Annotated in this window: 20 protein-coding genes; 10 read left to right on the top strand and 10 right to left on the bottom strand. The window is 33.6% G+C overall.

Annotated elements, in window-relative coordinates; translation table 11 throughout:
* Positions 1–54: 54 nt before the first annotated feature.
* From thrC to DYH56_RS06995, 7 genes are all read right to left on the bottom strand, one after another.
* Entirely contained in the window at positions 55–1,503 is a 1,449-nt protein-coding gene (gene thrC / locus DYH56_RS07025) for a threonine synthase (protein WP_114642162.1), read from the bottom strand.
* Complete coding sequence (locus tag DYH56_RS07020) at positions 1,490–2,428, bottom strand: homoserine kinase (protein WP_114642161.1); 939 nt, start codon at positions 2,426–2,428, stop codon at positions 1,490–1,492. Before DYH56_RS07020 ends, thrC begins: the two co-directional genes overlap by 14 nt.
* An 8-nt stretch (positions 2,429–2,436) precedes the next feature.
* Positions 2,437–3,594 (bottom strand): aspartate kinase, encoded by a 1,158-nt coding sequence (locus DYH56_RS07015; RefSeq protein WP_114642160.1) that lies wholly within the window; start codon positions 3,592–3,594, stop codon positions 2,437–2,439.
* Between the two features lie 2 nt (positions 3,595–3,596).
* Positions 3,597–4,532, bottom strand: coding sequence for a homoserine dehydrogenase (locus DYH56_RS07010; protein WP_114642159.1), 936 nt, complete (start codon positions 4,530–4,532; stop codon positions 3,597–3,599).
* Positions 4,529–5,533: an aspartate-semialdehyde dehydrogenase gene (locus DYH56_RS07005; RefSeq protein WP_114642158.1), complete on the bottom strand. Its 1,005-nt coding sequence runs from the start codon at positions 5,531–5,533 to the stop codon at positions 4,529–4,531. Before DYH56_RS07005 ends, DYH56_RS07010 begins: the two co-directional genes overlap by 4 nt.
* A 553-nt stretch (positions 5,534–6,086) precedes the next feature.
* Positions 6,087–6,719 (bottom strand): cyclase family protein, encoded by a 633-nt coding sequence (locus tag DYH56_RS07000; RefSeq protein ID WP_114642157.1) that lies wholly within the window; start codon positions 6,717–6,719, stop codon positions 6,087–6,089.
* 456 nt (positions 6,720–7,175) lie between these two features.
* Positions 7,176–7,997: a MerR family transcriptional regulator gene (locus tag DYH56_RS06995; RefSeq protein WP_114642156.1), complete on the bottom strand. Its 822-nt coding sequence runs from the start codon at positions 7,995–7,997 to the stop codon at positions 7,176–7,178.
* A gap of 77 nt (positions 7,998–8,074) precedes the next feature.
* On the opposite strand from DYH56_RS06995, the gene DYH56_RS06990 reads away from it, so the two are divergent.
* From DYH56_RS06990 to DYH56_RS06975, 4 genes are all read left to right on the top strand, one after another.
* Entirely contained in the window at positions 8,075–9,427 is a 1,353-nt protein-coding gene (locus DYH56_RS06990; RefSeq protein ID WP_114642155.1) for an MATE family efflux transporter, read from the top strand.
* A 240-nt stretch (positions 9,428–9,667) separates the two neighbouring features.
* Positions 9,668–10,993: an MATE family efflux transporter gene (locus DYH56_RS06985; RefSeq protein ID WP_114642154.1), complete on the top strand. Its 1,326-nt coding sequence runs from the start codon at positions 9,668–9,670 to the stop codon at positions 10,991–10,993.
* 29 nt (positions 10,994–11,022) lie between these two features.
* On the top strand, positions 11,023–11,814 hold the full coding sequence (locus tag DYH56_RS06980) for a MerR family transcriptional regulator (RefSeq protein ID WP_114642153.1): 792 nt from the start codon (positions 11,023–11,025) through the stop codon (positions 11,812–11,814).
* A 126-nt stretch (positions 11,815–11,940) separates the two neighbouring features.
* Positions 11,941–12,486: a GNAT family N-acetyltransferase gene (locus tag DYH56_RS06975; protein ID WP_114642152.1), complete on the top strand. Its 546-nt coding sequence runs from the start codon at positions 11,941–11,943 to the stop codon at positions 12,484–12,486.
* 197 nt (positions 12,487–12,683) lie between these two features.
* On the opposite strand, the gene DYH56_RS06970 is transcribed toward DYH56_RS06975, so the two are convergent.
* The gene (locus DYH56_RS06970) at positions 12,684–13,361 is read right to left on the bottom strand and encodes a DUF554 domain-containing protein (RefSeq protein WP_114642151.1); all 678 of its coding nucleotides are present in this window, start codon (positions 13,359–13,361) and stop codon (positions 12,684–12,686) included.
* A gap of 76 nt (positions 13,362–13,437) precedes the next feature.
* Positions 13,438–14,238, bottom strand: coding sequence for a MerR family transcriptional regulator (locus DYH56_RS06965; RefSeq protein ID WP_114642150.1), 801 nt, complete (start codon positions 14,236–14,238; stop codon positions 13,438–13,440).
* 247 nt (positions 14,239–14,485) lie between these two features.
* On the opposite strand from DYH56_RS06965, the gene DYH56_RS06960 reads away from it, so the two are divergent.
* On the top strand, positions 14,486–15,142 hold the full coding sequence (locus tag DYH56_RS06960) for a YczE/YyaS/YitT family protein (RefSeq protein ID WP_114642149.1): 657 nt from the start codon (positions 14,486–14,488) through the stop codon (positions 15,140–15,142).
* 284 nt (positions 15,143–15,426) lie between these two features.
* On the opposite strand, the gene DYH56_RS06955 is transcribed toward DYH56_RS06960, so the two are convergent.
* Complete coding sequence (locus DYH56_RS06955; RefSeq protein WP_114642148.1) at positions 15,427–15,981, bottom strand: helix-turn-helix domain-containing protein; 555 nt, start codon at positions 15,979–15,981, stop codon at positions 15,427–15,429.
* Between the two features lie 126 nt (positions 15,982–16,107).
* Between DYH56_RS06955 and DYH56_RS06950 the strand changes: the two genes are divergently transcribed.
* The 5 genes from DYH56_RS06950 to DYH56_RS06930 all read left to right on the top strand — a co-directional run bounded on the left by DYH56_RS06950 (position 16,108) and on the right by DYH56_RS06930 (position 18,743).
* On the top strand, positions 16,108–16,764 hold the full coding sequence (locus DYH56_RS06950) for a YczE/YyaS/YitT family protein (protein ID WP_114642147.1): 657 nt from the start codon (positions 16,108–16,110) through the stop codon (positions 16,762–16,764).
* A 276-nt stretch (positions 16,765–17,040) separates the two neighbouring features.
* Positions 17,041–17,316, top strand: coding sequence for a hypothetical protein (locus DYH56_RS06945; RefSeq protein ID WP_114642146.1), 276 nt, complete (start codon positions 17,041–17,043; stop codon positions 17,314–17,316).
* Positions 17,317–17,380: 64 nt separating this feature from the next.
* A complete protein-coding gene (locus tag DYH56_RS06940; RefSeq protein ID WP_114642145.1) occupies positions 17,381–17,668 on the top strand; it encodes a DUF503 domain-containing protein in 288 nt (95 codons plus the stop codon).
* Between the two features lie 151 nt (positions 17,669–17,819).
* A complete protein-coding gene (locus DYH56_RS06935) occupies positions 17,820–18,170 on the top strand; it encodes a DUF3147 family protein (RefSeq protein WP_114642144.1) in 351 nt (116 codons plus the stop codon).
* Between the two features lie 186 nt (positions 18,171–18,356).
* A complete protein-coding gene (locus tag DYH56_RS06930) occupies positions 18,357–18,743 on the top strand; it encodes a desulfoferrodoxin (RefSeq protein WP_114642143.1) in 387 nt (128 codons plus the stop codon).
* The last annotated feature ends 29 nt before the right edge of the window (positions 18,744–18,772 follow it).

The following is an 18,772-nucleotide window of genomic DNA, read 5'->3' as shown; positions in this document are numbered from 1 at the left end:
CGATTTTATTTTTAGTTAGGATTATAACAATTTTTTTTAATTATGTCAACAATCTTATAAACTTCTCAAAACATCTCCCAGTTTGTCTTTCTCAACTACTTTAGTATGCAATATCTTGAGAGATTTTAATTTTTTTATATTTAACGGAACATCTTCTTTAGATAGTTTTTCCAGGGCCTCAATATTTTCAAATTCATTATTTTTTTCTAAATCAAATGCTTTTAAAATGCTGGAAGAAAATTTATAGATATTGGCAGTGGAAAGAACAACTGTTTTACGTGATTTATTTTTTAAACCTCCATTCATGGCAACTGCAGTATGGGGATCTATCATATAATTATTTTTATCAAATGTATCATAGATAGTTTCTAAGCACTCATCTTCGGTACTATAGTCCGCAGCTATAGTTTCCTGGATCTTTTTTAGAGATGCTGTATCTAACTCTAATATTCCTGTTTCTTCAAATTCATTGTAGAGTCTGTTTAAAACTTTACCATCTTCTAAAATATGATATATAAGTCTTTCTAAATTGGAAGAGACTAAAATATCCATGGACGGGCTCATAGTTTTGAAAAAATCCCTCTGTTTATTATAGATCCCTGTTTTTAAAAAATCATATAATACATTGTTTTTATTGGAGGCACAGATCAATTTCCCCACAGGAAGGCCCATTTGTTTGGCATAATATCCGGCCAATATATCCCCGAAGTTTCCAGTGGGCACGGAAAAATCTATCGTTTCTCCCAAAGTAATTTCATTGTCTCTCAACAATTGAAGATAGGCTTTAAAATAATAGATTATCTGGGGGAGGAGTCTCCCAAGATTAATTGAATTAGCAGAAGAAAGTTTAAATTTATCCAAGGATAGATTTAATTCTTCATCTAAAAATATATTTTTTACGGCAGTCTGGCAGTCATCAAAATTCCCAACAACCCCTACTACCTCTACATTTTCACCTTCAGATGTCAGCATCTGAAGCCTCTGTACATCACTCACTCCATGAGCCGGATAAAATACAACTACCCTTACACCTTTCAGATCTTTAAATCCTTCCAGTGCAGCCTTTCCTGTGTCGCCGGATGTGGCAACCAGGATTAAACTTTCTTTTTCAGCATTATTTTTTTTCCTTGCCTGGGTAAAGAGACGGGGCATAATCTGAAGGGCCATATCTTTAAATGCAAGAGTCGGTCCATGCCAGAGTTCCAATACATAGACCCCGTCTTTTAATTTCACTACCGGGGTTTTTTCCGGATGGGAAAAAGTTTCATCATAGACCCCTATACACTCTTTTAATTCTTCCTCGCTGTAGTCTGTAAGGTATCTTTTCAGTATATTTAAAGCCACCTCCTTATAGTTCATCTCTTTCATCTTTTCAATTTCCTCCAGGGAAACATGAGGAAATTTTTTAGGAACAAAAAGGCCCCGGTCACTGCAGATCCCTTTTTCAATGGCCTGGGAGGCTGTACAATTTTCATGATTTCCACGAGTACTAATATATTTCATCTGTTTCCTCCTCAAGTAAGAACAAAAGCTCTTTGTAAGTTTTAACTTCCATATTTTTACCCCTGTTATCTTCTACATAAGATTTATTTATCCTTAAAAAAATAAAGGTAAGAGCCATCTTTAAAACCATTTTTTTCAATAGTTTTTTTTCTTCAGGCAATAATTTTCGTTCCCCTTCATATGCCTCTAAAAATATTTTTATAAACTTCTTTTCTTTATCTTTAGAAAATTCTTTTATTTTGATCCAAAAATTTATTACAATAGCTAAATCTATAATAAATGGAGCATTCATACAGTCATTGAAATCAATCAATGAAAGTTTTTCTCCCATAAATACATTGTCCGGAAATATATCGTTGTGAACAATCCCCTTTGGAAGGCTGGAGAAATCTACTTCTTTTATCTCTTTATACCTTTCCATGATCAAATCATGGTCTTTTTTTAAAACAGTTTTCAGATCGATTTTTGAGATCTTATCATAAAAAAAATCCAAGTCTATTTTTCTGGTTCTTTCAATAGACCTCCCCTGGGATAAATTGTGCAGCCTTCCCAGAGTAGAACCAATTTTTCTTAAGACCTCACTATCGATCTTATTTACTTTCTTGCCGTGAATAAAATCAAATAAACATCCCATTTTTTCCTGGATAAAGATATGGTTTTTACCCAGATTATTTACAGATACCCGGGGACATGAAATATCATTTTTATTTAAAAAGTTTAAAAATTCCAATTCTTTTAATTCCTCATCTATATTTCGTCTCCCCTCTAAGAGTCTGAAAACATATTTTTTATCCCTGTCTTTAATCAGATAATTTGTGTTGAGTATTCCCTCTGGAATTTCAATGAAATCCGCATCTTTTCCCAGGTTATAAAGAGTTCTGATATCTTCTTTGTGTTCATTAGTTAAGTTAGTATATACAGCCATAAGATCTCCTATTCAAATAATTCACGATGAAAAATAGCATTGGCATTATTTAAATTATTCTGAGATATGACATAGGATACACTTGTTTGATTTGAAGAAATCGAATCGATATTTATCTCATTTGAATTTAAAATTTTAGTTAATTTTCTGGGGATATTATTGGATGCAATCCCCAGCCCGATGACAGAGATCATACCCAGATCATCATTTATTTCCAGAGAATACCCATCTTTTTTTAAAACCTTATAAAATCTCAGAGCATCTTCTTTTTCAGTCAAAATTGAAAATTTAGAATTCTCCAACTGCTGAAACAATTTTACATTGATATTATTTTCTTCCAGACGATCCACAAGTTCATCCATATTTTTAAAATTTATTTTTAGATTTGCCAGATTATTTATATTTGAGATTCCTCTCACAACTGAATTTTCCATAGTTTTCTCCTTTTTAATCCAAGTTCCTTCTCTCCATGAAAAGGCTGAACGCAGGTGGATGGGGATTTCATATTTAGATGCTAATTCTACACTCCTGCAGTGTAAAACTTTGGATCCCTTATCGGCCATCTCAATCATTTCATCAAAAGAAATATTTTTAATTTTTTTAGCATTTTTTATAATTCTCGGGTCCGAGGTATAGACCCCATCTACATCTGTATAGATCTCAATCTTATTGGCATTAACCGCTGCTCCAATAGCCACAGCACTGGTGTCGCTTCCTCCCCTACCCAGGGTAGTTATATTTCCTTCATCATCTACCCCTTGAAATCCAGTCACAATAACTATATAGTCGTTGTTTAAATTTTCCAGGATTTTTTCGGGAGAAATATTCAAAATCTTAGCATTATTATGTTCACCGTTTGTTTTTAACTGGAGCTGTGACGCATTGAATGAAACGGCTTTTTCTCCTAATTCCTCGATTCCCATGGCAAGCAGTGCTGCGGAAATTTGTTCCCCCACTGAAAGGAGCATATCCAGCTCCCTCCCCTTTGGATTGGTATTCATCTCTTTGGCTTCATTTATAAGGGAGTCGGTCATTCCGCCGGGAGCTGATACAATAACTACCATCTTATTGCCTTCATTTTTATTTTTAACTACCCATTTGGCCACTTCACGAAGTCTCTCACTGCCCTTTAGGCTTGTTCCGCCAAATTTCTGAACGACTATCATATCTATCCTCCCAGTTTGATCTTATAAATGTCTGAAATTACTGCTGCAGCTGTGGCATCTCCCCCGGCACCTTCACCATAGAAGATAGTTTTCCCTGTATAGTTTCCATCTAATTCCACGGCATTGTATACCCCGTTTACATTGTATAACAGCTCATCTTTTTTGACCGCCACAGGAGCCACCCTTATATTTAATTCTTTTCCGTCAAAGTTTGCTTCTCCCAGTAATTTATATCTGAGTCCCTGGGATTTGGCTGCTTCAACATCATCTTTAGTCAGTTTATCTATCCCGACAATGGAAATTTCAGAAAATTCCTTTAATTCTCCCCAGGCCAGATGTGCTAAGATACTGATCTTGTGGGCTGTATCGATTCCCTTTATATCAAATGTCGGATCGGCTTCAGCATATCCTTTAAGTTTGGCATCTTCCAAAGCCTCTGAATAAGTCAGTCCCTCCTCCATCTTCATCAACATATAGTTGCATGTCCCATTTAAAATCCCACGGATATTTTTAAAATTATTCACAAATAAATTTTCTTTTATAGGTGAGATAACCGGGATTCCTCCCCCTACAGAAGCTTCATATTGGAGTTTCACCTGATTTTTTTCAGCCAGGGAAAATAATTCCTTTCCGTGAACAGCCAGAAGATGTTTATTTGCAGTGACCAGGTTCTTTTTTGAATTCAGAGTGCTTTTAGAAATCTCATATGCTGCTCCTACTCCTCCTATCAGTTCAACCACCGTATCGATCCTGGGGTCATTCAGGACCTCTCTATAATCATCTGTAAAATCATATCCACTGAGATCAATGTTTTGAAGATCACAAATTTTAAGGATCTCTATATCCCCGATCTCTTTATTTTTCCTGTCTTTTTCACCTGATAAGATCTTTAAAACATTTATTCCAACCGTTCCAAGACCAATGATTCCTAATTTCATAAATTTCCTCCTTTATTTCCAGCAACTAATAATTCCGCAATTTGAACTGTATTTGTAGCTGCACCCTTTCTTATATTATCGGCAACTACCCATAAGTTTAACCCATTTTCTACACTCTCATCTCTCCGAACCCTTCCTACAAACACCTCATCTTTTCCCTTTGAGTTGACTGCCATAGGATAGATATTTTCCTTTATATCATCTTCTACAATCAGCCCTTTCACACCAGCCAGATCTTTCCTTACCTGTTCTATATCAAATTGTTTTTCAAATTCAAGATTCATCGATACACTGTGGGAGTGCAAGACAGGCACTCTGACACAGGTAGCCGTCACCCTGATATCTTTAGATAATATTTTTTTGGTTTCATCTATCATCTTTTGTTCCTCTTTTGTATTGCCGTTTTCCAGAAATACATCTATATGAGGCAGACAGTTGCCCGCTATGGGGTGGGGATAATTCTCAGGAGCCTTTCCTTTTAATCCATTTTCTAAGTCTTTAATCCCTGCAAATCCGGAACCCGATACTGCCTGATAGGTAGAATATACAATTCTTTTAATCTTATATTTTTCATCTAAAACTTTAAGGGGTACCACAGACTGTATGGTTGAACAGTTGGGGTTTGCTATAATCCCATTGTGACTCCATACCTCTTCCGGGTTAACTTCCGGAACAATGAGTGGAACTCCTTCAACCATCCTGAAAGCACTGCTGTTATCTACGACCACTACACCTTTGGAGGCTGCTATAGGTGAAAACTTTTTTGATACTTCTCCTCCTGCTGAAAAAAGTGCAATGTCGATCTCTTTATCAAAAGAATTTTCATTCAATTCCTCAACTATTATATTTTTCCCCCTATAGTTTATTATTTCCCCTGCACTTCTAGATGATGCCATCAGGTATAAATTTTTAATGGGAAACTTTCTTTCCTCCAGTACCTGTAAAAAAGTCTGTCCCACCAATCCTGTAGCTCCTGCAATTGCGACATTATATTTTTTCATGATCATTCCTCCAAATTGTAATAAAAAGCAACGTGATGTTGCATCCAATTAATTATAATCAAAATTTTTACAAATTTAAATTTATTAAGAAATTTCATAATTCCCCAGATAAATAAAAAAGTCTATTTAGATAGAAATTCTAAATAGACTTATAAAAACCCTATATTAGAAGCATCTCTTGTTTTGGATAACTAAAAGAGGTTTGCTTCTGTTTTTCGAAAGCAAACTTAGGTCAGGGTTATTATGGTTGTCATCATATTTTTTATATACATAGTTTTTTCTCCTTGTTCGTTTTTTTGAACTCTTGTCCACTCCCGGTGGATTTAGAATATCATATAAAGATTCCAAAAAAAAGTCAAATTAATTTTTTTTAATTTTTGTATTATAATTAATATTTTGCAGTCATTGGGTCATCTTAAAATCCTGGTATAATCCCTAAGAACTACTTGAATACTGATGTGAAAAGTTAAATATTTAGAATGTAAAACTCATATTTATATTAAAAAAATATAACAAAAAAGGATCATAAAAATCAACAATTATTAGGAGAGTTTCACAGTATCCTTGCAAGGGCTCTTACTGGAGATCCATCCAGACCTTTTATCTTTAGCGGAGCAATATACAGCTCAAATTTTTTATTGATCAGATATTTTAAATTTTTTAGATTTTCTATGATGATCAGGTCTTTTTTTAACAGGATATGATGGATCTCAAAATTTACACTCTCCATAGGATCTATAGATACAGCATCTATACCTATGCCTTTCAAATCAAATCCCACAAGATATCTGGCTGCTTCTACACTTAGGGATGGAAATCCATTAAAATATTCTTCCCTCTCCCAAAACTCATCCCAACCAGAATAAAATAACACAAAAGAAGCTTTTCTTATCTCAGTTTCAAATTTCTTTAGATATTTTAATTCTATGGAATCATCTGACTCTAAAGGAATTACAATTCCCCTGCCTATAAATTTTTCAACAGAAAAATCACACAATGAATTCCCACCCTCTATCATATGGGCAGGAGCATCTATATGGGTTCCTGTATGAGAATACATGGTCAGTAGTTTTTCAGCAAATCCATCTTTTTTTATTGTATTTTTTTGAATGATTTTAGGCGGTTCTGTCCCTGGAAAAACAGGCATTTTTTCATCTATAACATGTGTTAAATCTATTATTTTCATCCTTCCCCCCTGTAAATTTTAATAACTTTATTTAACCCAAGTTGCCACCTCATAAGATATTTAATTCTTCATCACAAAGAAATGAGATAAAGGGATTCGCTAAGAGATCATTTTTTAGATGTTCCCTAGCTTCTCAGTAAATATTCTACTAAGTCGTTCAACAGAATAAGTTCCGCAGTGTAACGAGGACTGTTGCTATAAAAAGACTTACATTACCTTTGACTTACTTAAATAACATCATTTAAAAAAAGTGAGTTTTTCTTTGGTTCGTTTCTTTTGCTCACCAAAAGAAATGAACCCAGTTTAAGGATGGAATCCTTAGGTTTTTTATTCTATCTATAAAAATTTATTGTTTAAATGTCTTTTTTAAGTATACCCCATCTTCTTTTTTTTTCAAAAAGATCCTGGATAAAAATCTAAATTGTGCCTGTCTGGATTCAACGTCATGTTGCTCTTTTATCTCCCGCGGTATTTGACAGGAAAAGTTATCTGGATAGTCGACCCCTCTCCCTTCCCTAAATGAACTATAACCTCATTGAAAAATTCCATTGAATCTCCAATAACCTCGTATCCATTGTCTTTTATATATTTCAGAAGCTTTTTGTAACTTTCTTCTATGGTATCCCATGTATCCTTATGTATTATAGAGGCAAACCATCCTCCTTCTATTTTTAGGCTGTTTTTATGGTTACAGGAAGTAGGAGTAAAAAAACCAATAGTCTTTACTTCCATTGTGTTTCCCAGAATGATATCCTCCTTTGATATCCTCACAAAATAATCATCTCCTTTAATATCCAGTTCCTCCCTTATCTCCATTAAATCAGAAAATGTTTTATCATACTTTAAATAATCACAGGGTTTTTCTATTTGGATAGCAACGGCTTCCATAGATTCAAGGTATATGATCTGTGGCTCGATGTCATCCTTTTTCATCATGTTTTTTATCTCGGATATTTTTTTATCTATGATAAGCTTCGATTCAATCATCTTTTTTATCTTTAGATCCACCAATCTTTTCTTCTCCTCTAAATACTCCAAACTCTCCTCAGGGGAACGGCTTTTAGTATACTCCCTTATCTCCTTCAATGAAAACCCGGCCTCCTTGAGTATGAGGATAAATCTCAGGTTAGAAAATTGATCCTCTCCGTAGTACCTGTAGGAGGTCTCGGTATCCACAAATTTTGGTTTAAATAACCCAATCTCATCGTAATAGATAAGGGTCTGCCGGGAAATCTTAAAAAAACCGGCTATTTCATTGATCTTATATTTTTTTTTCATAGAACCTCCTAAAAATACTCTTGACTATATAGTATACTATATAGTTTATAATGTATATAGAAACAAGGAGGTTACTCATGAAAAATTTAAGTTTAGAAAACGGATGTGTAAAAAAAGTATTTTTTAAGTTTGCAATTCCCAGTATAGTAGGATTATTAATTGTGTCCATGCAGATAATGATAGATGGGATGTTTATAGGGAAGATCGTGGGGCCCAGAGGTCTTGCATCGGTTAACTTAGCCATGCCGTATATGAGTACCATTATGAGTATAGTCATGATGATCTCAGCCGGAGGTGCTGTGTTGGCCTCCATCTCTTTGGGAAAAAACCAAAAACAAAGAGCAGGGGAGATAGCAACCTTTACTCTGGTATCGTATTTAGTAATAGTGGGAGTAATATCCATAGGCAGTTTGTTTATTTTGGATAAAATAATATTGTTTTTAGGAGCAGACAGGGGATTATTGCCTCTGGTAAAGGCTTATATGAAGCCTTTACTGTTATTGTGCACGGTTTGGAATCTTCCAATATATACCGAAACATTTGCCAGGGTCGGGGAAAAACCCAACTCTGTGTTTTTAAGTGGTTTTGTTTGCTGCCTCAGTAATGTAGTCTTGGACTACCTGTTTATTGTAAGATTCGGCTGGGGAATGTCTGGAGCAGCCTATGCCACAGCAATAGCTAACCTTCTGGGCGGGCTGGCACTCTTTGGTTATTTTTTTAAGGGAAGATCTCAGATACAGTTTTCTAAATTTCGAGGTGACTTTAAACTTTTAAAAAACATCCTCTATAACGGGAGTTCCGAGATGCTGACAGTGGTGTCTACGTCGGTAGCGGCTTTTCTATTTAACAGAATAATCATGAGAGAATTGGGAGAATTAGGAGTTTCAGCTCTTACAATAGTATTTTATGTGAATACCATTGTAAACATCTCCCTCTACGGGTTGGCTCAGGCATTACAGCCTATAATTTCATATAATTTAGGAGCAAAAAGAATAGAAAAAATTTATGATGTATTAAAAATTGCTCTCACAACCGGAGGAAGTATAGGTATTGTATTTTTTATCCTGATGAAATTTTACAGTGCTCCCATAGTAAATATCTTTACCAATGGAAATACCCAACTGACCCTTCTAACCAATGAAGCCATAGCATACTTTGTATTTGCTTATATATTTTCTTTTATAAATATAATATCCAGTTCATTCCATACGGCCATAGAAAAACCCCTGGAATCTGCCAGTATAGCATGTCTCAGATCCCTTATTTTTGTAGCAATATTCCTTTTTACCCTCCCATCTATTTTTGGACCCCGGGGAATATGGATGGCTATCCCCATGGCAGAAGTTACCTGCCTGATTATAAGTATATCTATGATGATGAGATCTTTTAGAGTAATAGAAGACAGGATGAGACTAGCTCCAATAAATTAGTGATTTAAAAAGGCTGCTTTCGTAAATTATAACCATAAAACTGGACACTTCTAATTGAGTGTCCTTTTTGATTTTTTTTTACAAAGTTACATTATAACCAAGGTCTAAGTGTAATGTCTATCTCTCCGATAATTATTACTAATAAAAAAAGTGCCTTGACTATGAAGCTGCTTCATAGTTTACTATTGATTTATAAACAAGGTATGATAACTCATTGGAGTTATTAAAAGGAGGAAAAAAATGATCGATTTCAAATCAGATAAGAGTTATTTTAAGGAGTATTCATTAAGACTTATATTTCAAAATGTTGTTATGGGGTTAATGATGGCCGCAGATAAAATTATTGGTACTATGTTTATAGGTGTAAACACTTTGGTGGCCATTAATCTAATTGGACCAATGCAATTGATGATATATGCCATATCAACATTGTTTATGAGTGGCTTGGGTTCGTATGCAGGATTTCTATTGGGACGAAAAGATGTAGATAAAGCCAATCAAGCATCTAGTATGACACTTTTTGTATTGGCAGGGACCATGGGATTCATAACGATAGTTGTGATGTTATTTTCAGAGAGTATTTCATATTTTGTTGGAGCAAGAGGAGAAATTTTAGAGATTACTACCAAATATTTGTTCTATGTTAGTTGGGGATTTATGGCAATGGTTTTAGCTGCTGCTCTGGATGTATTAATTATGAATGACGGAAGTCCGAGCTTTATTATGAAAGTTAATGTGTTTTCAACTGTACTTAACTTGATGCTTAATTTAGTTTTTGTAGCATTTCTAAATTGGGGAATTTTTGGTTTAGTAATAGCGACAACTCTAAGTAACATAGTGCATCTAATTATCTCTAGTTACTATTTTGCTTTTAAATGCAAAACAATAAAATTTGTCACTCCTAGAATAAATATTGAAGTTCTCTTAAGAATCCTTTACAATGGGTCAAGCGATTTTATTGGTATGTTTAGTGAAGGGTTTAAAAGATATATAATTAATATAGCAATTATTGCTTTTTTAACGCCAAAACATATGGAAGCATATTCTGTCGTTTCTATGTTTATCATAATTTTTATATCCAGCATATTTTATGGAATCGCTCAAGGTTTGCAACCAATCTTTTCAAAAATGATGGGTGCGAAGAAGTTTGAAAGACTTAAACCACTTCTAAAATACTCTGTAAAGCAAAGTAATTTCATTGCACTTGCTGTATTTCTAGCAGCCCTTCCTTTTATGAAGGTTCTTTTAGGGTTCTTCTTGAGCGATCCCGAAACAGTAAAGATTGGCTTTTATATCTACTTGACATATGGTTTAGCAACACTATTTGAAAACCTTCCTAATGCTGCAATTATGTTTTTTACTGCGATTAATAGACCATTAGAATCTATTATATTTTCAGTATCAAGAACCATATTTTTACTACCAGTGCTGACTTATTTAAGCATCTATATGTTTGGTCAATCGGGATTAATGATTGGTACATTGTCTGCTGAATGTATCATGATACTAGCATCATACAAATATCTTAAGCCACTTGCAATTGAAAAAATACAAATTGTTGAATAATAGTTTTCGAAAGACTTGAGGGGGAAAGCATGAGTGACACGCTGAAGAAGAATGAAGTATCTAAGATTTTAGGAATGAGTCGATCAACCATCAGATATTATGAACAAGTAGGTTTAATAAAACCTCCAATTGATGATAATAACTACAGAGGGTATGGAATTAAAGAATTAAAACTGCTCAGTCAGATTAGTTTTCTCAGGACCATTAATTTAGATATTGATACTATAGGTCGAATATTACATGATAAATCCGATGATTCATTTGAAATATTAGTCCAAAAGAAGAGAGAACTTAATGATTTGATTAAGTTCTATAAAAATAATGTGAAAAAAATTGAAGAAATTTTACAATATAATAGTTCAAAAAGTGAGTCTATTAATTATCAGATTCTGAAATTTCCAAATAGATACCTTTACAAAATTAAATTACAGAATGAACACCTGGATGGCTTTTATAAAGAGAATGAAGATTTTTTTCAAACGAATACCGTGAGTTTAGAAGATTGGTTTATTAATATAACTGATGCAAACGTATTTCTGAATGAAAGTAATGTTGATTTTATAGAATGCATTGAGGTTAAGGAGGATAGAAATAAGGAGTTTATGCTAATTCCAAAAGGCAAGTTTGCATGTTTTGATATTACTTTTGAAAATAATAACTCAGAGAATTGGAAAGCCATAGCCGACAAACTAAAAAGGTTTCTTTTCGAGAATTCATTTGAGACAAGAGATGAAAAAATTCTATTTCTAAATAAAGATAATTTGAATTTAAATTTTGCTGATTCAAGAAGAATGCTTTCAATTCAGGTGCCGATTGTGTAGGCCTAGAGAGATCATCGATACTATACCTAGTATAATAAATTACGACTTGAACTTATTTATCACATATAACTAATAAAATGGCGTTAATTTTGTATATATACTTATAGCGCATCAATAGGAGGAGATATGAAAGACTTTAAATCTATAGAGCAAAGGTGTAATTTTAAAACAAGACAACTCTCAGTAAAAAGTTGGATTCATCAGAATGAGGATTTAACAACTGAACAATATTTTACCGAAAAGGTTTTAAGCATATTAACTCCTCAGGTTACAAAATTTTTACCTGATGGATGGCAGAAAATTAATAACGTAGAAGACGCACAGGTATGGATAAAAGAAAGATTAGAAGAAAGTTGTTTTTTAACTGTTGAACTTATTAAAACCAATGAACTAGTAGGATTTATATTCCTCTATAAGTCAGGTTCGCAAGATAATTATTATGATTTGCGATTTGGATACCTTCTATCAGAAACTATATGGGGTAAAGGTTTGGGAACTGAATTAGTGAAAGGTTTAGCCCAATGGTGTGAAAGAGAAGGAAATATCAAATCAATTTCTGGAGGTGTTACAATTAATAACGTAGGCTCTATTAAAGTGTTGGAGAAATGCGGTTTTTCTCCAACTACTTTAGACAATGTAGTTATTTATGAACGTAAATTTAATTGTAAATGAAGCAATATAATTATAAAATGGTTCTGTTGCAACAATTATGAAAAAATTTAAAATCTCCATAAGATTTTTTATTTAATCTGCAATTCCAAATAATTCATTTATAAATTTACATTCTAAAAGGGCATTTCGATCTAATCCATCGACCTGCCTTTTTCTTATTATATCAAAATTATTGCACCGGAATCTTTATTTTCACCCTAAATAATTCCAAAAAATTTTGCTGTAAAGGGAATTAAAAGAGCTGGCAGAAAATTCAAAATCTTTATTTTAGTTATTCCCAGAATATTTATTCCCGTTGCCAAGATAAAGATCCCTCCCAGTATAGTCAGTTGATTCAAGAGCTCCGGAGTAACCAGGTCCTGCATTGCACTGGCTCCAAGGTATATACTTCCCTGCCAGAGAAAAAGTATAAGCCCTACCAATGCTATGGATATCCCATAATTAATTGAAAGAATTACAGAGGTTATCCCGTCCAATACAGCATTGGCATAAAGCATGGTATTATCTCCCCTGATGGCGCTTTCTATAGGCCCTACTATGGATAGAGCTCCTACACAAAACAATACAACTCCGATAACTATCCCCTGCACAGGATTCTTGCTACCCTCATATTTTTTGCTTATGAGATCTATCTTTTTATCCAAATTGATCCATTCTCCTAAAACGGCTCCTATCCCTATACTTAATATAAATATCAGCGGATTATCTATAAGGGTCATCCCCTTGGATATATTGGATATCCCTATGGCCATGGCGACAAAGCCCATTCCCTGTATAGTCCTTTCTTTATACCGTTCTTCAATGCCCTTATTAAGAAAACTTCCTACGGCTGCTCCTGCTACTATGGTCGCTGTATTTACTATGGTTCCCAGCATTTTTCATCCCTCCCATTTAGATTCTTTATACAATTTGAAGTATACAGTCTTCACCTGGTAGAGAGTCTATACTAAATTATTTTTTCTTTATTTCTATCCTTCTGATATATTGTTTTTCGGTAGATGATATGGAGGTGATTACCAGGGCCATCTCATAAAATAATCCCTCTGTCTCTATCTCATTATCTTTTATATATTTTTCCAGAATTTTATAATATTTAGGTGAATTTTCTCTTTTTCCTTTAAAATATATCGTTAAATATTCTCCTGCCGGCTTTAGAGAAAAATTTAAAAGATCTTTAAAGTCTTTATCGATTAGATAAACACCGGCATATTCTCTATACTCAGAATCCTGTTTCATCAAAAGCCCTACATTTCCCAGGGTCAATGAATGGGAAAAATCCGTTTTTTCCCCTAACTCTCTCACTAAAAGTTCCAAATCACTCTCTTTATAAAATGCTTTATCCACAGTAAAGATCTTATTTTCATCCATATGTTGAATCAATACTCTTCCAAACTCAGGAATTTTTTTTATTTTTTCCATATACTCCAGTCTCTCCTCCACACTTTTTTTCGCACATTCCAGCTCCTTTATGGTTTTCTCCAGCTCTTCTTTCTGATCTAAAAAAATTGTTTTCAGGAGGGATATATCTCCATTTTCCGTATGTTCCTTTATCTTATCCAAGGAAAGCCTGCTGTATCTTAAATTTAAAATATTATTTAACAGTTCAAATTGATCTGAAAAATAATATCGGTATCCTGTATCTTTGTCTATATACCCGGCTTTAAATATCCCTTTATTGTGATAGTGCCTCAATGTGGTTATGGGTATATTAAAAAGTTTACTGACTTCTCCTATACTGTATCTTATTTTCATCCCCTCCTCTATCTTTTGAATAAGCGTTATCTCAATAAGATAATCATACTATAAATCCAATAAATATACGATTGTAATTGTGTTTTTCCCAAAGATATTATGACATGAAAGTAACCTGTTCTCTAGTTATAAAATAACTTCCTTACCTGCTAAATTAGATATAGTATAAAAAAAAATTGTATGATATACTTCTTAGAAATATGATGTATAACACAAAATATATTTTAATGAAATATGGAGGAAAACCATGAAAAAAGAGATTCTAAGATATTTAAAATTATTTTTAGGTTTGTTTATTTGTTCCTTAGGAGTCATTATTATTATTAAATCTAATCTTGGATTTTCTCCATGGGATGTATTGCACCAAGGAGTATCAAAGGTCATTCACATCACAATAGGTCAGGCCAGTATTTTTGTTGGACTCATAGTTATAAGTCTGGATTTTTTTCTGGGAGAGCGAATAGGAAGCGGAAGTATATTAAACATTATTTTAGGAGGGATCTTTATGGATTTAATTCTCTCCCTAAACATAATTCCTCTAGGCACAGGTATAACCATGGGAATTTTTATGATGTTCTTGGGATTATTTGTACTCAGTCTAGGATGTTATTTCTATATGTCTACCGGCCTTGGATGCGGTCCTAGAGACGCTCTTATGGTTGCTCTCACTAAAAAAACAAAGTTTTCAGTAAGAGCAGTTAGAAATATTATTGAGATCACTGTTTTAGGTACAGGATACCTTCTGGGAGGATATGCAGGAGTGGGAACGGTTATCACCGCTCTTTTCACAGGAAGTTTTATCCAGGGAGTTTTTAAACTCTTTAAATTTGATGTGAAATCTGTAGTCCATCGGGATATAAAAAGTGAAGTTATTTCATTAAAAAGATACATAGTTAAGAGATAAATAAAAAAACATAAGGTTTATGACCGGGCAGGGATAGAAACAATAAAAATTTAATTTTATAAATTAGCTTGAAATCATAAAATAACCTCCTTCCCTGCCAATTTAAGTATAGCTTTTAAAAAGATCTAAATCAAAAAAATTATAAAAAAAAGGGGGGATGCTCACCCTTTTAAAGTACTGTATCATAGATATAAATCATAAGTTAGTTAATTTTTTCAATAGAAAAATTCAGCCACTTAACCTCAAATAAGGGATTTCATCATAGAAAAATCCTTTCTAAGTAATTAAAGTTTTTTATGATAAACATTGATATTTTGGAACCTGCATTTGACACTCTCTAAATTTGAATATTCATGATCTACATTTGCTCTAAATCTTAAGGCTTCTCCTTTTTTTAAAACCATAGATTCCCTGCCTATTTTCACCCTGAGGATCCCTTCAATAACAAATATATATTCTTCTACTTCATTTGGATGCTTTGGGGAAGGATGAACGCATCCTGGTTCTAAATCTACATACAGTATTTCAAAATTATCGTTATAGGGAAACATTGTGTAAATTTTCATATTTTCACCGCATTCCATTACGGGCTCTAAATCTATAGGGGAGACAAATTGATAATCCAATTCAGGTTCCTTCATAAATTCTGAAAAAGGGACTTTAAGACCTGTGGCAATCTTCCAAAGGGTTGTTACTGTAGGATTCGATTTTCCCCTCTCGATCTGTCCCAACATAGGTTTACTTACTCCTGTAGCAGCAGCAGCTTCATCCAAACTTAAATTTTGGCTTTTTCTTATGGACTTTAAATTTTGTCCGATTAATATATTTAATTCTTTCATAATAACTTACTCCTTAAATTTTTATATAATTTAGTATAGCACAAAATATTTTTGTATGCTATACTTGCAAAAAGGACACTATATAATACAAAAATATGTTTTAGTGTAAAACCAGGAGGTAGAATCATGAAAAAAGAGGTGTTAAAATACTTAAAATTATTTTTAGGTTTATTTGTTTGTTCCTTAGGGATAATAATTATTATTAAATCTGATCTGGGATTTTCTCCGTGGGATGTACTTCATCAGGGGATATCCAAGGTTAGCAGCATTACAATAGGCCAGGCCAGTATCTTTGTCGGACTTATAGTTATAACTCTGGATTTTTTTCTGGGAGAGAGAATAGGCAGCGGAAGTATATTGAATATTATTTTTTTGGGGACCTTTATGGACCTGATCCTCTACCTGGACATAGTTCCTCAAGGCACCGGTATAACCGTAGGAATTTTTATGATGTTTTTGGGGATTTTTATACTCAGTGTAGGATGCTACCTCTATATCTCTACCGGTCTCGGATGTGGTCCCAGAGATGCACTTATGGTTGCTCTCACTAAAAAAACCAAGCTTCCAGTAGGAACTGTGAGAAATATAATTGAAATCAGCGTCTTGGGTGCAGGTTATCTTATGGGAGGATATGCAGGAGTAGGAACTGTTATCACTGCCCTCTTCACAGGGAGTTTTATTCAGGGAGTTTTTAAACTCTTTAAATTTGATGTGAAATCGGTAGTTCACCGGGATATAAAAAGTGAAGTTATTTCATTGAAAAGATACCTAGCAGATAAGTAAAAAAGAACAAGGACTGTTTAGATATTCTTATAAGAGGTTTATTAAGTGCTGTAGAGCACTCAATAAACCTCTTTTCTGCTATATGAATAGTATATTCATATTATGATTAAATGAAAAGTAATTGCTGTAAAAGGATCCACGGAGATTAATAAACAAAATAATTTTTTTATAATTTAAACTTTAAAAAAAGGAATTTTTGCAGTTTTAAAGAAAATAAGATCACGTAAGAAAATAGGAGATACTTGAACTTCAAAATAATAAAACGGAGGTAATAAGATGAATAATAAAGAACAGCATTGGAAAGAAACACTGGATTATGAATATGAAGGTCACATTTATACTATGCAGGACACAGAATTTGATAATGCAATTTTAGAAAGTTTTGACAATAATATGTATGAGCTTTATTTAGCGGTTAATTCCACAGATCATACAAGTGATAGATTTAAAAAACTTATAAGAGCCATAGAAAATTTTAACAATCTTTTTGATGATCAAAAAAATACCTTTGATCTGGATATAAGATGTAAAGAGATTCTAAGCTACAGCTAACCGAAATTGGACTTTAGGAGATCTGTGGTTTATTATGAAGGTTCTATAAAAAGGAAATGATGCTATGTATGTTGCAGCTGTACAGATAGAAATAAGAGTTCCCTGGGCCAAATCTCTCAAGGACAAAAGAATGGTCATGAGAAGTCTTAAGGATAAATTTTTAAAAAGATTTAAGATCCAGCTGACCGAAGTGGGACTTCAGGATGTAAAGAACAGGGGAATGGTTGCCTTTGTCCTTGTATCGGCCAGCCAGAAATCTGCTCTGGATATCCAGGGAAAGATGATAGATTTTTTTCTGGAGAACTGTCCGGAGGAGATAGTAGAGATATCTCGATATCTCGATAAGTATTAGTAAATTGCTTTCTGTCAAATTTTGGGGTATACACTTAGTGTGATTATATCGAGAATTTGATAGGAGTTGTTTTATGAAAAATACAGAAGAATCGTTAAAAAAACTTTGGGAGTCTCATTTAAATAAAGAAACCAAAGTTAGGAGGTGCTAATTGGCTTACTATCTGGTTAAAATTGCTGTTACATCATTTTTAATTGTAGTAATCTCCGAAAGTGCCAAAAGAAGTTCTCTTATTGGAGCTTTACTGGCATCTATTCCATTACTCTCAATACTGGCAATGTTGTGGGTCTATATAGACACCAAGGACATCATGAAGGTCAGCGCCTTGTCATCAGGTATTTTTTGGCTCGTTTTACCTTCCATGGCTTTTTTTGTGGTGTTGCCACTGCTGTTGAAACAAGGGTTGCATTTTTACCTCAGTATGGTAATTTCCATTGGCGTTACTCTTTTATGCTACTGGCTGATGATCATTGTTCTAAATCACTACGGAGTTAAACTATGATGTCATAGAGCATAGTGCAACAATTATAAAAGGGGATTTTGATGGGTTAAATCAAAATCTCCTTTCTTTTAATACAAGTAAATCTTTTGATTTTTCGAAAAAACCTCACAATGAGAGATAAAAAAAAAGGAGTTTTATGATTTTGCCAGTATAAATATTTATCATAATTTAAACAGGGAGGTAAATATGGCAAAATTATTTGAGGTTTATAAATGTAAAGTCTGTGGAATCATTACCAAGGTATACCACGAAGCGGGAGGTACTTTAAGTTGTTGTGATCAGGAGATGGTGCGTCAGGTGGAAAACACAACAGATGCTGCAGTTGAAAAGCATGTCCCGGTTATAACTAAGATAGAGGGTGGATTTGAAGTTCAAGTTGGTGAAACTCTTCATCCTATGACAGAAGATCACTACATTGAATGGATTGAATTAATTGTTGATGATTGTTGGGTAACTACTGCATTTTTAAAACCTGGAGACGAGCCTAAAGTTATTTTCAAAACATGTTCAGGAGAAAAAGTAGAAGCTAAAGCATATTGTAATTTACACGGGTATTGGAAGGCAGGATTTTAACATTAAAAACCTGGTCATCTATAAATAAA

This window comes from Psychrilyobacter piezotolerans (assembly GCF_003391055.1).
Lineage (GTDB): Bacteria > Fusobacteriota > Fusobacteriia > Fusobacteriales > Fusobacteriaceae > Psychrilyobacter > Psychrilyobacter piezotolerans.
Note: the sequence above shows the minus strand (reverse complement) of the source record. Positions and strands in the feature narration are given on the sequence as shown.

Coding starts and splice junctions, on each gene's coding strand:
- thrC (WP_114642162.1), bottom strand. CDS start 1,503: ATGAAATATATTAGTACTCGTGGAAATCATGAAAATTGTACAGCCTCC.
- DYH56_RS07020 (WP_114642161.1), bottom strand. CDS start 2,428: ATGGCTGTATATACTAACTTAACTAATGAACACAAAGAAGATATCAGA.
- DYH56_RS07015 (WP_114642160.1), bottom strand. CDS start 3,594: ATGATAGTCGTTCAGAAATTTGGCGGAACAAGCCTAAAGGGCAGTGAG.
- DYH56_RS07010 (WP_114642159.1), bottom strand. CDS start 4,532: ATGAAATTAGGAATCATTGGTCTTGGAACGGTTGGAATAAATGTTTTA.
- DYH56_RS07005 (WP_114642158.1), bottom strand. CDS start 5,533: ATGAAAAAATATAATGTCGCAATTGCAGGAGCTACAGGATTGGTGGGA.
- DYH56_RS07000 (WP_114642157.1), bottom strand. CDS start 6,719: ATGAAAATAATAGATTTAACACATGTTATAGATGAAAAAATGCCTGTT.
- DYH56_RS06995 (WP_114642156.1), bottom strand. CDS start 7,997: ATGAAAAAAAAATATAAGATCAATGAAATAGCCGGTTTTTTTAAGATT.
- DYH56_RS06990 (WP_114642155.1), top strand. CDS start 8,075: ATGAAAAATTTAAGTTTAGAAAACGGATGTGTAAAAAAAGTATTTTTT.
- DYH56_RS06985 (WP_114642154.1), top strand. CDS start 9,668: ATGATCGATTTCAAATCAGATAAGAGTTATTTTAAGGAGTATTCATTA.
- DYH56_RS06980 (WP_114642153.1), top strand. CDS start 11,023: ATGAGTGACACGCTGAAGAAGAATGAAGTATCTAAGATTTTAGGAATG.
- DYH56_RS06975 (WP_114642152.1), top strand. CDS start 11,941: ATGAAAGACTTTAAATCTATAGAGCAAAGGTGTAATTTTAAAACAAGA.
- DYH56_RS06970 (WP_114642151.1), bottom strand. CDS start 13,361: ATGCTGGGAACCATAGTAAATACAGCGACCATAGTAGCAGGAGCAGCC.
- DYH56_RS06965 (WP_114642150.1), bottom strand. CDS start 14,238: ATGAAAATAAGATACAGTATAGGAGAAGTCAGTAAACTTTTTAATATA.
- DYH56_RS06960 (WP_114642149.1), top strand. CDS start 14,486: ATGAAAAAAGAGATTCTAAGATATTTAAAATTATTTTTAGGTTTGTTT.
- DYH56_RS06955 (WP_114642148.1), bottom strand. CDS start 15,981: ATGAAAGAATTAAATATATTAATCGGACAAAATTTAAAGTCCATAAGA.
- DYH56_RS06950 (WP_114642147.1), top strand. CDS start 16,108: ATGAAAAAAGAGGTGTTAAAATACTTAAAATTATTTTTAGGTTTATTT.
- DYH56_RS06945 (WP_114642146.1), top strand. CDS start 17,041: ATGAATAATAAAGAACAGCATTGGAAAGAAACACTGGATTATGAATAT.
- DYH56_RS06940 (WP_114642145.1), top strand. CDS start 17,381: ATGTATGTTGCAGCTGTACAGATAGAAATAAGAGTTCCCTGGGCCAAA.
- DYH56_RS06930 (WP_114642143.1), top strand. CDS start 18,357: ATGGCAAAATTATTTGAGGTTTATAAATGTAAAGTCTGTGGAATCATT.